Origin of the sequence: Mesorhizobium sp. CA15, assembly GCF_020165215.1 — a bacterium.
Taxonomy (GTDB): Bacteria; Pseudomonadota; Alphaproteobacteria; order Rhizobiales; family Rhizobiaceae; genus Mesorhizobium.
On the sequence record NZ_JAIUHQ010000003.1, the window covers coordinates 430,264 to 444,910 of the forward strand.

Sequence of the window (14,647 nt, forward strand, 5' to 3'; positions counted from 1 at the left end):
TCCATTACCTTACCGTTTCTTACGTAGTATAGATCGGGAGATAGTAAAGTTGAGCGTTGTTGTGATGGCTAGCGTTGCAAAGAACGCCGCCGCTCGGCTTTGCAGCGCTCGTTCGAGAAGATGAAGGGTTACTAAGCCTGCCACAAACACCGCGGCGACCGAGCCGCCGACTGCCAGCCGGTCCGTCAAGCCGGTGCGCCCGCCAGGAAAGACGCGGTCTGGATAGAACGCCATCACGAATGCGAGGCCTACCAGCCAGGCAATCGTATAGGAAATGCCCGACGACAGGATCGTCAGGCCGGCAAAGTAGACGGCACTCGTCAGCGCGGTGTTCAGTCCTCCCGCAGCAAGAAAACGAAGCGCATCCGAGCCTATCCGGTCAGTGGCCATCCGGCCTGACCGTCGCGAGGAAATCCGAATAGTCCCTGATATAATCGCTTGCATCATACGGATGCGAGGCCATGACCAGCAGGGCGGTATCCGGCTGGAACTTGTACTGGATACCCCATACCCCAGGAGGCAGGTAAAGGCCGATCGAGGGATCTGCCAGCGACACTTCCTTTCTGTCGTGACCGTCATCGACGACCACCGACAGGCGGCCATGGGTGGCAATCAGGAATTGATGGCACTGGCGGTGCGCATGCTCACCCCTGACCTTGTCCGAAGGTACACCGTAGACCAAAAACGACCGCATGGGCTTGAAGGGCAGGTTCTGTCCGAACTCGAGCGGGGCCAGTTCGCCGCGCAGATCACTAAAGTGTGGCAACCGCCAGAGCTCACATCCGCCGACGCCGAGCGCCATCCTGTCGCCTGCAGCACCGGGGGTCGCTTGCGTCATCACAGGCTCGACCTGCGGACCGGTCTGATAGCCAACGATGACGGCCGGATTTCCAACGACCACGGCGTTTGCCGGCACGTTCTTGGTCACCACGGCTCCGGCGCCGATCATCGCCTGGCGGCCAATCGTTATGCCCGGCAGGATCGTTGCGTTGGCGCCGATCGACGCGCCGTCCTCGACGATCGTCTGGAGAAACGACTCCGGATAGTGTTTCGAACGCGGGAAGCGGTCGTTGGTGAAGGTCGCATTCGGACCGACGAACACGCGATTGCCCAACCGAATGCCGTCCCATAGCTGAACGCCGCTTTTTATCGTGACGTCATCGCCGACGCTCACGTCGTTTTCGATGAAGACATGATCGCAGATGTTGCAGTTCGCGCCGATCACGGCCCCAGGGAGGACATGGGCAAACGCCCATATGCGCGTTCCGTTGCCGACGCGCGTGCTTTCGCAGATGCCGCGGTCATGAACAAAAAATGGTTTGTCGTTCATGCGGACGTCCCGTCGACAATGCGGCTTATTATCCGCAATGGGCGCGATTTGGTATTTTCAACCGCCCGCCAAAGATAACAGCCAAGGATGCCTTGCACCGCGAGGATCGCTGATCCAAACCCCGCGATCAGCAACACCAGCGTCGTGTATCCGGCCGGGTCGATCTTGCCAAGCAAGCGGGCGACGACGGTGATTGCCGCAAACACAAGACTGAGCACGCAGCCCGCAATGCCTACCCAGAGTATGAAAACGATCGGAAAGTCGGAAAACGAGAAGATCGAGTCCATCATATATCTGAGCCGGCGCCCAATGCCCCAGGCACTCTTCCCATGCTCCCGCTCGCGCCGCCGGTAAGGCACGAACTCCCGTCTGAATCCGACCCAGAACAGCTGAACCACAAGCGAGCTGTTTGGCTCCTCGATTGACAGGATCGCATTGAGCGCCTGGCGGTTGCAGGCAAATATATCGACGCCGCCGCTCGGCATGCTGGGCATAATCAGCCTGCGGTAAACGCTCCAGAAGGCCCGGGACAGGAAACGTGTCAGAAGGGGGTCGTCGCGGCCGGTTCTGCGGCCAAACACGACATCGGCCGTGTCCTTCTCCAACATCGAAAAGAATTCGACAATCAGTTCGGGCGGCTCCTGGAGGTCAGCAGCCATCGCGGCCACATGTTTGCCGGATGCATGCTCAAGCCCCGTCCGAATGGCCGTGAAGGAACCAAAATTCCGGCTGTGGAAGATGATCTTGTACTTGTAGCGGGCGTCCTTCAAAGCCCTGACCAGCAGCCCGCCCGACTGGTCGGGCGACCCGTCGATGACGAAGACAAACTCGATGTCGCCCTCATACATGGCGTCGAAATCGGCGACGGCCTGCAACAGGGAAGGGATGTTCGGCTCATTGCGGTAAATGGGAAAAACCAGAGAGCGCGCAGTCACATTGCCTCCCAGTCGCTGAGGGCCCTGCACACTTGCTCGACCTCATCATTCGTCATGTCCGGGTAGCACGGGACGGAACAGAGACGACTGATGCTTGCCCTGGAGATCGCAAGATTTTCGGTCCCTTTCATGGGCAGGGCAGCCCAACCAACCTGATCGCAATCGAGCACGGGGTAGTGGACATCGGTATCGACGCCGCGCTCTTTCATGAAGGTGCGGAATGCGTCCCGGTCGTCACACAGCAGGACCGCGAGGTGTGCGACGGCGCCATTGCCGCCGTCGAGGAATTTGAGCCGGCGTCCGGTGACGGCCCTAAATCGGCTAACGATGCTGCGGCGTTGTTCGTTGCGGCTGTTCAAGTCCGGAAGGAGCACATCCAAAATAGCGGCCTGGACCTCGTCCATGCGAGAGTTGCGCCCTCCCGGCAGGGCCACATGATATTTGGAACTCCAGCCATATTGATGAAGCTGACGAACGCGGTCCGCCAGTCTTGGGTTGGAGGTGAGGACTGCGCCGCCGTCACCCATCGCGCCAAGATTTTTGGTCGGATAGAAGCTGAAAGTGGCGATGTCCCCAAGTGATCCAGCCGTTTCACCCCTGATGCGAGCACCATGTGCCTGGGCGCAATCCTCGATGACCGGTATGTGCGACATGCCGGCATTGACAAGTCCTGCCCGGATAGCGGGTACATCGACCACGCCGCCGTAAAGATGGGTAGCGACAATGGCAGCCGTATCGGTGCTCACCGCTTCCAGCACCGACTGGACGCTTGCAAGTTGGCTAGCTGGTTCGATATCGACGTAGTGTGGAATGAGGTCGTTGTGCCAGCACGCGCAACTGGCATAACCCCCGGCATTCGCCGCCACGATCACCTCGCGTCCATGCGCATCGCCAAGCCCGACGATAGAGCGTAAGGCGAGTTCAAGGGCGTCCGTTCCGTTGGCGACGAGGATGCAATCCGAGGTTCCTGCAAACGTCGCAAAGTTCGCTGCGAATCGCTTCCCTGCCGCGCCATTGAGCCACCATCCGGACCGTAGCGTGCTTGCTACTTCGCGCGCGATTTCAACCTCATAGCGCTGGTACAGACGCTTGAGATCATTCATCGGAACGGCATTCGGCTTCATCATCGACAACTCGACAGCGTGTCTTCTTCGTTCCGGCGTGTTCGCCTGCAAAGCATTCGGAAATTCAGATGATTCTAATAAAAGAACCGAGAATACTTGCATCGCGGAAACAGCGGAAGCCAGAACCGCATGCACAACTATTGAGATTCCGGCTCGGTCGCAACAGGCTGGCGTCATTTTGGGGAACGCTCTGGGCCTAGGGGCTGGCCAATGCCGCTTCGGCAGACCTGATCGGGACCGCCGTCAGCGACTCCACTCGACCGCCTTTGAGCGTCAGCCGTTTCGTACACACGCTTTGAATAAGACCTTCGCTGTGGCTCGCCAGAACGATGATGCCTGCCTTTTCGGCCAGTTCGTCCATGCGCCTCTTGGCTTTTTCCTGAAAAGAAGCATCACCTGCCCCGATCCATTCGTCCATCAGCAGGATTTCCGGTTCAAGCGCTGTCGCCACCGAAAAAGCGAGCCGCGCCGCCATACCCTGGCTGTAGGCCTTGAATGGAAGGTCGATGAAATCGCCGAGCTCGCTGAAGGCAATGATGTCTTCCATCTTTTCTTCGATCTCGGCTTCCGACCATCCGTTGATCAAGCCTCGCAATACGATGTTCCGGCGGCCCGTCGCTTCGCGGCGAAATCCGATGTTGATGTTGAAAAGAGCATCGACCTTACCTTCGATCGCGATGCTCCCTCCGGAAGGCTCGTAGATGCCGTAGAGGACCTTCAGCAGTGTGGTCTTCCCAGCTCCGTTCGGACCTACAAGGCCAAGCCGATCGCCGGCCTTCAGTTCGAAACCGACGCCGTCGAGCGCCTGAACGAACTGCTTTCGGCCAGAACCTTCAATTCTTCCGCCTGTCGGGCCCAAACGCCGATCCCGCGCCGAAAGCGTCAATTTTTCGTGCAGCTTGTAGACCAGGCTGACGTTGTCCAGTTTTATGGAAACCATCACAAACTCAAATCAAAAAGACGACCTGGCGGCGATATCTGCCAAGCAACAGCAGCGCGATCGCCCACATAAACAAGGCTACCATGCCTGTAACGGCGAAGGCATTACTCGGAAACTGACCGCTCAGGATTGGGGTGCGTGCAACGTCCAGGAAGTAGGCGAACGGATTCCATTGATACGCATACCTTTGGATGGCGTCTTGCCCATTATAAACCCAGAACACGGGTGTGAAGAACATGCCAACGCGCATCAGATTGCCGACGATGAATTCGCTGTCCGGGAAGAATGCGCCGGTAAACGCAAAGACTGTGATGAGAGCCGGTGTGGCCAACAAGATCAGGAGAAGCCCCATAAGCGACCACAGCCACGCCATCGTTGGCCCCGAGCCACTCAGCAATAGAATGACAATGCAACCTGCAATCGCGTATCCGGCTCTGATCGCAGATTGCAAGGTCAATCGCATCACATAGACAAACAGTGGAAGCGTCGTGCCTTCGATGAAGCTCTCCTCGCGCTTGAAGAGCGACACGCTCAGCGAGATAACCTCCATCAGGAAGAACCACACCATCAAGCCAATCGCCACGTAAGCGGAATAGCCGGCGGCATCCTTGCCCGCAGGCTGGAACACGAAGACGAAAGTGCCGACGAAGGCAAGATAGTTCACCAGCAACCAGAGCGGCCCGAGCGTGGTGCGCCGATGCTGATCTCCGATATCTTCATGGGCCAGGGCGATCCATACCCTTCGCAGCTTCATGGCCCTGAATATGTCGTCGAAGGCGCCGTTCAGTGCCGAAATCATCGTTGTGGTGCCACCGCTATTGTTCTGGTGATTTGTCCCTCGCCCCTCACGTCCGCCGTGCACCTCTTTCATGGCCATTGCGACAAGCTTATGGCAGCGTGCTGTGGCTTAGTGAAGCCGGATCGTCACATCGTGACACTTATTAGCTCCCCCTGTTAGGCGCCTGACAGTTTCTCTGAACGACTGGCAATCCAGCCTGAGTTATTCCGGCTTCAAGTCAAATCATTCGCACAATCGAATATTGCCCAAAAAACCTCTAGCCCTCCCGCCCTCTCCGCGCTAAGCGGTAACCGGGTGACGGGGTTGGGGATTGCAATCTGAAGTGGCGATGGACGATGTTTTGTCCGCGGCCGTTCTGATAGTATCCCCGCGCCTGGAGTCAGTACTGCTCAATGACCGCCTACGTAGAAGCCGTATCGGAACTCCGACCGAGGATGCGGCGCGCCATCATCATGGTCCAGGATCTCGTCATGGTCCTGGTCGCAGTGGCGCTTAGTCTCATCCTGTCGCAGTCGCGGCTTTCCTTCGATGCGTTCTCCGTCGGCGGGCTGGCCTGCTGGGCGCTCATCGTGCTCATCGCCCATCTGCTGTTCCGATCCAGCGGCCTCTACAACACCGTCTGGCGCTTTGCCTCCACGCCCGACTTCTTCAACATCCTCAAGGGCTGCGGCAGCCTGACGGTGGTGCTCTATCTGGCCTCGCTGGCCTTCCGCTTCTTCTTCCAGCCGGTCGCCGGCCTCAACGAGCGGCAGTTCATCGTCTTCTTCCTGGTCTCCTTCACCATCATCTCGGCGCCCAGGCTCTATTATCGCTTCCTGCGCGACGGCGCGAGCTGGCGCATCCTGCGCCGCGCCGCCGGCGACGCCTCGACCAAGCAGGCGCTGTTCATCGGCCGGCTGGGCGAGGCGGATCTGATCGTGCGCTTCACCCGCACGGCTCAGCCCGCCGAATACGCCATCGCGGGCATCATGGCCACCGAGAGCGCCGCGCCGCTCGGCACGCGGATCCAGGGCGTTCCGGTCGTGGCGCTGCGACCGCGCCTGGTCGAGGTGCTGGAAGACTATGTCAAAGGCACGCAAAGCCTCGACCTCCTGATTTTCGGCCAGGGGGTCGAGCGCGAGATCGAAGACTATGCCGAGCTGGTGCGCGTCGCCCGCCATAGCGGCATCGCCGTCGTCCAGTTTGCCGGCCTGTCGGAGCTGGGGCAGGGCGGCAAGCTGGTTCTCGATGCCGTCGAGATGGAAACCATCATGCGCCGTTCGGCGGTTGCCACCGATACCACGCGCATCGGCGCCTTCGTCGGCGGCAAGCGCGTGATGGTCACCGGCGGCGCCGGCTCCATCGGCCGCGTGCTCGTCAAGCGCGCGCTGGAGTTGGGCGCCGAGGCGGTGCTGGTGGCCGACAATTCCGAATTCGGCATTTTCCAGCTCGATCAGCAGACCGACGACGCCGACCGCGACCGGCTGACCAGCCGCATCGTCGACGTCGCCGACCGGCCTCACATGACGCGCCTCGTCAGCGAGTTCAAACCCGCCATCATCTTTCATGCCGCGGCGCTGAAGCATGTGCCGCTGCTCGAGGAGAACTGGGAAGCGGCGATCGAGACCAATGTCTTCGGCACGCTCGCCTGCGCCGAGATCGCCGCCGAATGCGGCGTGCCGCAGTTCCTGTTGATTTCCAGCGACAAGGCCGTCGACCCGACCTCGGTGCTGGGCGTCACCAAGCGTGCGGCCGAACAGATCGTGTCCTCGCTGCATGAGGCCCAGGCGGCCTCGCTGCCGCCGCGTGCCGGCGCGGCGAACGGCCATGCCGGCCCCGCCGATCTGCGTCATTCGGGCACGAAATTCATCGCCGTGCGCTTCGGCAACGTCTTCGGCTCCAACGGCTCGGTGGCGACCGTCTTCCAGGCGCAGATCGAGGCCGGCGGGCCGGTCACCATCACCGACCGGCGCATGACCCGCTATTTCATGACCATGGCCGAGGCCGTCGACCTCGTCATTATGTCGGCCGCCGATGCCGAGCAGCGCCAGGGCAAGGACGACTACGCCATCTACATGCTCGACATGGGCGAGCCGGTGCCGATCCTCGAAGTCGCCGAAACCATGATCCGCATGGCGGGCAAAAGTCCCTATACCGATATTCCGATCCGCTTCACCGGCATCAGGCCCGGCGAGAAGCTGCACGAGACGCTGCACGCCGAGAACGAGGAGGTGGTCAAGCTCGACACCGCCAAGATCTTCGGCCTCAGGACCGGCGTCGTCGAATGGCCGAGGATCGAGGCGGCCCTGCCGGCGCTGGCGGCCGCGATGCAAGCTCGCGACAAGACCGCGGCACTTGCCATCCTGGCCGGGCTCTATCGGGCGGAAGAAGACATGGGCGGCGTGCGCGAAGAGGCGGTGTCGAAAGCGGCCGGGCAGGTCGGTTAAAACTTTGCCGCGGGCCCGCAATTAGATATTGAAAACCTTTCAAGCACCTCGCGGGCAAGTGATTCCAAAGCCGTGACCAGAAAAGATCAGCGCGTGGCCGTTCTCATGGGCACGAAGGATGGCGCGGCCTATATCGGCGAACAATTGGAATCCTTGGCTACGCAATCCTGGCCGCTCGTCGATCTCTGGGTTTCCGACGACGGCTCGTCGGATGCCACGGCCGCGATCGTCGAGGCGTGGCGACCGCGCTGGACCAAGGGGTCGCTGACACTTTTGCAGGGCCCGCGAAGGGGCTTCGCCGCCAATTTCCGCTCCATGATCCTCGATCCGCGCATCGATGCCGACTGCTACGCCTTTTGCGACCAGGACGATGTCTGGGAGCCGGATCGGCTGGAGGCCGCCATCCGCTGGATGGAGGGAGAGGACATGGAAACGCCGCTCCTGTTCTGCTCGCGCACGGCGACTATCTCTGAGGCCGGCGCTCCGGCCGGCTACTCGCCGCTCTTTCGCCGCCCGCCGTCCTTCCGCAACGCGCTGGTGCAAAGCATCGCCGGCGGCAACACCATGCTCTTCAACCGCAAGGCGCGCGACCTTCTGGCGAAAGCGTCGGCCAGAACCGAATTCGTCAGCCATGACTGGTGGGCCTATCTCATCGTCACCGCCGCCGGCGGCAAAGTCCGCTACGAGCCGCGGCCGCTGGTCAGATACCGCCAGCACGCGGCAAACCTCGTCGGCGCCAACGTTTCATGGAAAGCGAGGTTTTCAAGGCTGGGCCGTCTGTTCAAGGGCCAGTTCGCCACCTGGACGGACACCAATCTGCGCGGCCTAGCCGTCAACCGCGACCTCATCGCGCGCGATGCAGCGCTTTGCCTTCGCCTGTTCATCAGGGCACGCAAGGGCAATATCTTCAAGCGCTTCGGCCTGCTCGGCAAAAGCGGTGTCTACCGGCAGACATTCATGGGCACGGTCGGGCTCTATGTCGCTTTCCTCTGGCGCCGGATCTGAGCCATGACGGCAAAGCGCGCGCTCGACCTGGCGGTCGCCGTTCCGATGCTGGCGCTGGCGTCGCCGGTCCTGCTTGTCGCGATGCTGGCGATCCGGGCGACGTCGACCGGCCCCGCCATCTTCTCGCAGATCCGCGTCGGCCGGGGAGGAGCCCTCTTCGCCTGCCACAAGCTGCGCACCATGTATCGGGAAACCCCTTCCTTGCCCACCCACGAGGCGCCGGCCCGTTCGGTCACCGCGGTCGGCAAGGTTCTGCGCGCAACCAAGATCGACGAACTGCCGCAGCTCTGGAACGTGCTGAAGGGTGAGATGAGCCTTGTCGGCCCTCGTCCATGCCTGCCGACGCAGGCGGAACTGATCGAACGGCGCAAGGAACTGGGCGTGCTGGCAGCACTTCCAGGCATCACAGGGCTGGCGCAGGTCAAGGGCATCGACATGTCCGATCCAAGACTTTGCGCTGAAACCGACGCGGCCTACGTCAAGGCCGCCTCGACCGGCCTAGACCTCAAGATATTGCTGGGCACGTTCTTCCGCACATAGGGCGGTTCACCGCTCACGGAAGCGGCGAACGGCTCCTCTGTCGCGCCAGTTCTTCAAGCCGGCCGAGTGTGTCGGCCTCCCGTTCCCAGCCTTCCGACGCAAGCAACGACGAATCGCAGACCTGCGTCGCCACCAGAGCTTGCCACGCGGCCCGTCTGCCGCTGAGCGTGGCCAGCATTCGGAACGGCCAGGCCGGCACGGGAAGGAGCCGGGCCGGCCGGCCATATCCGCGCCGGAACGCGGTGACGATTTCGGACACCGCAACCGGCGAAGCATCGCCCAGCACATAAATTGGGAGCGGCGCCGTGGGACGGCTCAAAAGATGCGTCACGGCGCCGGCCACGGCGTCATGCGAGAGGAGCGAACGAACCGCAGTCAGAGCGGCTGTCGGCAGCGGCAGGCCGGTGGCGGCCAACCGCATCAGCCCGCGCAGATTTCCCTTCATGCCTTCGCCATAGACCGGCGCCAACCGCAGCGCCGTCGCGCCGGCGCGTCCGGCCGTTGCAAAAGCCTCCAGCATTGCGATCTCGCCTTCGCGCTTGGAGCGCCCGTAGGCGCATTGCGGGGCAGGGGGCGTGGCCTCGTCGATCGTGCCGCTGAACCCTGCGCCCACCACGGCGCGAATCGAGGAGAGATAGACGAAGCGCCCGTCGAGACGCGTGGCGGCGGCCTGGGCGAGCCGTCCGGTCAGCGTCGCGTTGACGGCTCGCAAGTCGGCCGCGCCGGCGCTGCGGTCATTATTGAGCGCCGCGCAGTGGACGACATGTGTCACGTCACGCATCAGGGTCAGAAAGGCCTCCTGCGGTGCATCGGTAGCGGGCAGCGCGACGGCATCGCCCTCGCCTGCCAGCCGCTGCGGCAGGCGCGATGCGATCCGTATGTCGAATCCGGCCTCGCTCAACCGGCTGACGATCCGGCGTCCAATGAAGCCCGTCGCGCCGGTGACCAGGACCTTCATGGTTGCGGGCTGGCGCTCGGCGCCATGGTGGGCGCGCTTTTTCCGGTCGGTTCTATCGTCCGTCCGGAAGCGAGGTAGGTTCCCGAGATCAGGAACACCATTAGCGTCGCGTCGAGGATATCGTGGCCGACCAGGATTCCGGCCATTCCGCCGGTGAGATAGGTGATGACGGCGACAAGGATCATCGTCGCGCCGAACCTCTCCACCGGATCGGCGCTGCGGCGCAGCGTCCGTGCCGCGTTCCGTGCGGCAACGACGAAGATCGACGCCAGGGCCAATGCCCCCAGCAGGCCGGCCTCGACCAGCGCCGTCAGGAAGCCGTTGTGGAAATGGCTGAAACCCTGCTGTAGGCCGAACTGGTCCTGCAAGCCGTGCTTCATCAGCGCCCGGCTCGCCGAGATGCCGTGGCCGAAAATCGGCATCTCGCGAAACGCGGCAAAACCGATTTCCCACATCGCTACGCGCAAGCCGAGCGCGGTCGAATGGTCGCCATTGACATTCAGCGCATCCCAGTCGCTGACCAGGAAATCGGCCCGGTCCAGGATGACGCGAGAGCCGATGGCGGCAATCACAAGGGCGACCACGACGCCGATCGCCACGAAGCGCGCCACGCTGGCGCCGGTGAACCGGCGGCGGTTGATGAGGAGCACGACGATGCCAGCAATCGGCACGGCCATCCAGATCATGCGCGATCCCGAATAGACGATCGCCAGGGCTCCGGCTATCGCTGCCAGGACCAGCAGCTTCCAGCGTTTCTCGATGCCTGACAGCGCGCCAGCAAGGCATGTCATGGCGGCAAGGCACGTGACGGTAGCGAAGACGATCGGATTGCCGGCGCCGCCCTCCGCCCTCACACCGAGCCGGTGGGACTGGAACACGGCCATCGCCAGCGCGCCGAAGCAGGCCGCGGTGCTGGCCAGAATGGCGATGCGTGCCAGCGCGGTCTTCTCGGTGATGCTCCACGTCGAATAGGAGAGGGGGAAAAGCAGGAAGGTGATCAACGGCAGGAAGAACCGCAAATCAGCAGCCAGCGTGCCGTTGACGATCGAAGCGAGAACCATCGCCGCGCAATAGGCATAGATCGCCGCCGTGACGGCGAGCATCGGCCGGTCGATATTGAAGCGTCGCCGCTTCGCGGCCACCAGCATCGCCGACCACACGCCACCGGCATTGAAGGCGATGCTGACCAGCGATCCAAGCACCGGCGGCGAAAAAAAGCAGACGATCGAGAAATAGATGTTGATCTGTGCGGGCGTGAGGTGGCGCCGGAGCGTTGTAGACGGGTTCAAATGCTTCGCTTCGCAATTCCAGGTTGCGCCCGGATCCATCGAGCCAGCCAAAGGCCGCCTCGCTGGTCTCCGTTTGCCGCGCCTTGCCCGTACCCCGAGCCCATATAGCGGCTGGCGCCGATCCGCGATAGTGCGGTCGACAATGTTGCGACAGAAATCCCCTGGTCTGGCGAGGATCGGGGAACTCAGGAATTGTCTGGGCGCCACGGCTTTTCCCGCTCAGCGTTTTCTATGGCTCCGGCAGGATTTTCCGCTTTGCCGGGCGTGTTTGGAAAATTCGTTCTCCAATCACCGCGCGCCGTGCGGGTCTTGCATTGTTATCGGCGGCACCGATCTGTTAGAACGCCCGCACGAAACAGTTTGTCCGAAGTGAAGTTTGCACCCGGGCGGCACGGGATTGCCCCTGCGGTGCAAGATTCCGCCCGACGGCACGAGAGAACGCTCGACGCTCCATGAATATCGCGCTCACGCATCTGCAGCGGCTCGAGGCCGAATCCATCCACATCTTCCGCGAGGTCGCGGCGTCTTTCTCCAAGCCGGTGATGCTCTATTCGGTCGGCAAGGATTCCTCGGTGCTGATGCATCTGGCGATGAAGGCCTTTTATCCGGCCAAGCCGCCTTTCCCGTTCCTGCATGTCGACACCACCTGGAAATTCCGCGAGATGATCGCCTTTCGCGATCAGATGGCGCAGAAGCTAGGCTTCGACCTTTTGGTCCACGTCAACGAGGATGGTGTGCGCGACGGCATCAATCCCTTCGACCATGGTTCCAACACCCACACCCATGTCATGAAGACGGTGGCGCTGCGCCAGGCGCTCGACAAATATGGCTTCGACGCGGCGTTCGGCGGCGCCCGTCGCGACGAGGAGAAGTCGCGCGCCAAGGAGCGCATCTTTTCCTTCCGCAACGCCCAGCATGCGTGGGACCCGAAGAACCAGCGGCCGGAAATGTGGAAGATCTTCAACACCCGCATCGCGCCGGGCGAATCGATCCGCGTCTTTCCGCTGTCCAACTGGACTGAGCTCGATATCTGGCAGTACATCCTGCAGGAGAACATCCCGATCGTGCCGCTCTATTTCGCCAAAGAGCGGCCGGTGGTCGAGCGCGACGGCATGCTCATCATGAAGGATGACGACCGCATGCAACTGCATCCCGGCGAGGCGGTCGAGAACCGCCTGGTGCGCTTCCGCACGCTGGGCTGCTATCCGCTGACCGGCGCGATCGAGTCGGATGCCGACACGCTGGAAGCCATCGTCGGCGAGATGCTGACCGCACGCACCTCCGAGCGCCAGGGCCGCCTTATCGACCGCGACGAGGCCGGCTCCATGGAAAAGAAGAAGCGCGAAGGGTATTTCTGATAATGCGCCACATGATGGCCAAGAGCCTCGCCCCCACCGATTCGATCCGCGACTACATGGCCGCGCAGGAGAAGAAGTCGCTGCTGCGCTTCCTCACCTGCGGCTCGGTCGACGACGGCAAGTCGACGCTGATCGGCCGGCTGCTCTCCGACACCAAGCAGATATTCGAGGACCAGCTCGCCGCGCTCGAAAAGGATTCGCGCAAGCACGGCACCACCGGCGACGACATCGACTTCGCGCTGCTGGTCGACGGGCTGGAGGCTGAGCGCGAGCAAGGCATCACCATCGACGTCGCTTACCGCTTCTTCGCCACGCCGAAGCGCAAGTTCATCGTCGCCGACACGCCCGGCCACGAGCAGTACACGCGCAACATGGCGACGGGCGCCTCGACAGCCGATCTCGCGATCGTGCTGATCGACGCGCGCCAGGGCGTGCTTCGCCAGACCCGGCGTCACTCCATCATCGCCTCGCTGCTCGGCATCCGGCATATCGTGCTTGCGGTCAACAAGATCGACCTCGTCGGCTTCGACAAGACCGTGTTCGACCGGATCGTCGCCGACTACGGCGAATTCGCCAAGGAACTGGGCTTCATGAGCGTCGCGCCGATCCCGATGTCGGCGCGCTTTGGCGACAACGTCACCAGCCGCTCGGAGCGCACGCCCTGGTATTCCGGGCCGTCGCTGATCGAGCATCTGGAAACCGTGTCTGTCGACGAGGCCGCCGTCGAGCTGCCGTTTCGCTTCCCCGTCCAGTATGTGAACCGTCCGAACCTCGATTTCCGCGGCTTTGCCGGCACCATCGCCTCGGGCACCGTCTCTGAAGGAGACGAGGTCGTCGTCGCGAAATCCGGCAAGGCGTCCCGGGTCAAGCGCATCGTCGCGCAAGGCGGCGACCTTGAGCAGGCGGTCGCTGGCCAGGCGATCACGCTCGTCCTCGAGGACGAAGTGGAGGTATCGCGCGGCAACTTGCTGGTGTCGCCGGCCGCGCGTCCGCAGGTCGCCGACCAGTTCGCCGCCAACATCGTCTGGTTCGACGAGCAGGCGCTGCTGCCCGGCCGCTCCTACATCCTGCGCACCGAAACCGACCAGGTGAGCGCGACTGTCACCGACCTGAAATACCGGGTCAACGTCAACGATTTCGCGCACGAGGCGGCGAAGTCGCTCGACATCAACGAGGTCGGCGTCTGCAACCTGTCGACGCGCGCGCCGATCGCTTTCGATCCCTTCGTCGAAAATCGCACCACCGGCGCTTTCATCCTGATCGACCGCATCACCAACGCCACCGTCGGCGCCGGTATGATCCTGCATTCGCTGCGCCGTGCCGAAAACATCCACTGGCAGTCGCTCGATGTCGGCAAGCGAGGCCGCTCCGACCTGAAGAACCAGCGGCCGGCCGTGTTCTGGTTCACCGGGCTTTCCGGTTCAGGCAAGTCGACTATCGCCAATCTGTTCGAGAAGAAGCTGTTCGCGTCCGGCCGTCACACCTACATCCTCGACGGCGACAATGTCCGCCACGGCCTCAACCGCGATCTCGGCTTCACCGACGCCGACCGCGTGGAAAACATCCGCCGCGTCGCCGAGGTGGCCAAGCTGATGGCCGATGCCGGCTTGATCGTAATCGTCTCCTTCATCTCGCCCTTCAGCGCCGAACGGCGCATGGCGCGCGAGCTGATGGCCGAGGGCGAGTTCGTCGAGGTGTTCGTCGACACCCCGTTCGAGGAATGCGCCCGCCGCGATCCAAAGGGTCTCTACGCGCGCGCCTTGAGCGGCGAGATCAAGAATTTCACCGGCGTCGATTCCCCCTATGAGGCGCCGGAGAACCCGGAAATACACCTGAAGACTCTGGGCAGGAGCCCGCAGGAGATGGCGGAAGCCTTGGAACGCTGGCTAACCGAGCGCGACATTGCCGAGGAGCAGTATGACAATGGCGGCGGTATCTGACGA

General features: G+C 62.3%; 13 protein-coding genes. 5 read left to right on the forward strand and 8 right to left on the reverse strand.

Going from position 1 to position 14,647, the window contains the following annotated elements:
- Positions 1-9: 9 nt before the first annotated feature.
- The 6 genes from LB515_RS08690 to LB515_RS08715 all read right to left on the reverse strand — a co-directional run bounded on the left by LB515_RS08690 (position 10) and on the right by LB515_RS08715 (position 5,206).
- Positions 10-390, reverse strand: coding sequence for a hypothetical protein (locus LB515_RS08690; RefSeq protein WP_224707439.1), 381 nt, complete (start codon positions 388-390; stop codon positions 10-12).
- Positions 380-1,330 carry a WxcM-like domain-containing protein gene (locus LB515_RS08695; protein WP_224707440.1) on the reverse strand — a complete coding sequence of 317 codons (951 nt, stop codon included), beginning with the start codon at positions 1,328-1,330 and terminating at the stop codon, positions 380-382. Before LB515_RS08695 ends, LB515_RS08690 begins: the two co-directional genes overlap by 11 nt.
- Positions 1,327-2,265, reverse strand: a complete 939-nt coding sequence (locus tag LB515_RS08700; RefSeq protein ID WP_224526267.1) for a glycosyltransferase family 2 protein — start codon at positions 2,263-2,265, stop codon at positions 1,327-1,329. The genes LB515_RS08695 and LB515_RS08700 overlap by 4 nt, the downstream gene beginning before the upstream one ends.
- Complete coding sequence (locus LB515_RS08705; RefSeq protein WP_224707441.1) at positions 2,262-3,524, reverse strand: DegT/DnrJ/EryC1/StrS family aminotransferase; 1,263 nt, start codon at positions 3,522-3,524, stop codon at positions 2,262-2,264. The genes LB515_RS08700 and LB515_RS08705 overlap by 4 nt, the downstream gene beginning before the upstream one ends.
- A 61-nt stretch (positions 3,525-3,585) precedes the next feature.
- Entirely contained in the window at positions 3,586-4,329 is a 744-nt protein-coding gene (locus LB515_RS08710) for an ABC transporter ATP-binding protein (RefSeq protein WP_224707442.1), read from the reverse strand.
- A gap of 7 nt (positions 4,330-4,336) precedes the next feature.
- Positions 4,337-5,206 (reverse strand): ABC transporter permease, encoded by an 870-nt coding sequence (locus tag LB515_RS08715; protein ID WP_224707443.1) that lies wholly within the window; start codon positions 5,204-5,206, stop codon positions 4,337-4,339.
- Positions 5,207-5,520: 314 nt separating this feature from the next.
- Between LB515_RS08715 and LB515_RS08720 the strand changes: the two genes are divergently transcribed.
- From LB515_RS08720 to LB515_RS08730, 3 genes are all read left to right on the forward strand, one after another.
- A complete protein-coding gene (locus LB515_RS08720; RefSeq protein ID WP_224707444.1) occupies positions 5,521-7,554 on the forward strand; it encodes a UDP-N-acetylglucosamine 4,6-dehydratase in 2,034 nt (677 codons plus the stop codon).
- A gap of 93 nt (positions 7,555-7,647) precedes the next feature.
- Positions 7,648-8,559, forward strand: coding sequence for a glycosyltransferase family 2 protein (locus LB515_RS08725; protein WP_318012617.1), 912 nt, complete (start codon positions 7,648-7,650; stop codon positions 8,557-8,559).
- 3 nt (positions 8,560-8,562) lie between these two features.
- Entirely contained in the window at positions 8,563-9,099 is a 537-nt protein-coding gene (locus LB515_RS08730) for a sugar transferase (RefSeq protein ID WP_224707445.1), read from the forward strand.
- A 13-nt stretch (positions 9,100-9,112) separates the two neighbouring features.
- Here the strand turns inward: LB515_RS08730 and LB515_RS08735 are convergent, their stop codons facing one another.
- Both LB515_RS08735 and LB515_RS08740 read right to left on the reverse strand, forming a co-directional pair.
- Complete coding sequence (locus LB515_RS08735; RefSeq protein WP_224707446.1) at positions 9,113-10,057, reverse strand: NAD-dependent epimerase/dehydratase family protein; 945 nt, start codon at positions 10,055-10,057, stop codon at positions 9,113-9,115.
- On the reverse strand, positions 10,054-11,346 hold the full coding sequence (locus LB515_RS08740; RefSeq protein WP_224707447.1) for an O-antigen ligase family protein: 1,293 nt from the start codon (positions 11,344-11,346) through the stop codon (positions 10,054-10,056). Before LB515_RS08740 ends, LB515_RS08735 begins: the two co-directional genes overlap by 4 nt.
- A gap of 452 nt (positions 11,347-11,798) precedes the next feature.
- On the opposite strand from LB515_RS08740, the gene cysD reads away from it, so the two are divergent.
- Positions 11,799-12,704 (forward strand): sulfate adenylyltransferase subunit CysD, encoded by a 906-nt coding sequence (gene cysD / locus LB515_RS08745; protein ID WP_224707448.1) that lies wholly within the window; start codon positions 11,799-11,801, stop codon positions 12,702-12,704.
- Positions 12,705-12,706: 2 nt separating this feature from the next.
- Entirely contained in the window at positions 12,707-14,644 is a 1,938-nt protein-coding gene (gene cysN, locus LB515_RS08750) for a sulfate adenylyltransferase subunit CysN (protein WP_224707449.1), read from the forward strand.
- Positions 14,645-14,647 lie beyond the last annotated feature (3 nt).

Bases quoted from the DNA above. Each gene is read 5' to 3' on its own strand.
- LB515_RS08690 (WP_224707439.1), bottom strand. From the start codon at position 390: ATGGCCACTGACCGGATAGGCTCGGATGCGCTTCGTTTTCTTGCTGCG.
- LB515_RS08695 (WP_224707440.1), bottom strand. From the start codon at position 1,330: ATGAACGACAAACCATTTTTTGTTCATGACCGCGGCATCTGCGAAAGC.
- LB515_RS08710 (WP_224707442.1), bottom strand. From the start codon at position 4,329: ATGGTTTCCATAAAACTGGACAACGTCAGCCTGGTCTACAAGCTGCAC.
- LB515_RS08715 (WP_224707443.1), bottom strand. From the start codon at position 5,206: ATGGCCATGAAAGAGGTGCACGGCGGACGTGAGGGGCGAGGGACAAAT.
- LB515_RS08720 (WP_224707444.1), top strand. From the start codon at position 5,521: ATGACCGCCTACGTAGAAGCCGTATCGGAACTCCGACCGAGGATGCGG.
- LB515_RS08730 (WP_224707445.1), top strand. From the start codon at position 8,563: ATGACGGCAAAGCGCGCGCTCGACCTGGCGGTCGCCGTTCCGATGCTG.
- LB515_RS08735 (WP_224707446.1), bottom strand. From the start codon at position 10,057: ATGAAGGTCCTGGTCACCGGCGCGACGGGCTTCATTGGACGCCGGATC.
- cysD (WP_224707448.1), top strand. From the start codon at position 11,799: ATGAATATCGCGCTCACGCATCTGCAGCGGCTCGAGGCCGAATCCATC.
- cysN (WP_224707449.1), top strand. From the start codon at position 12,707: ATGCGCCACATGATGGCCAAGAGCCTCGCCCCCACCGATTCGATCCGC.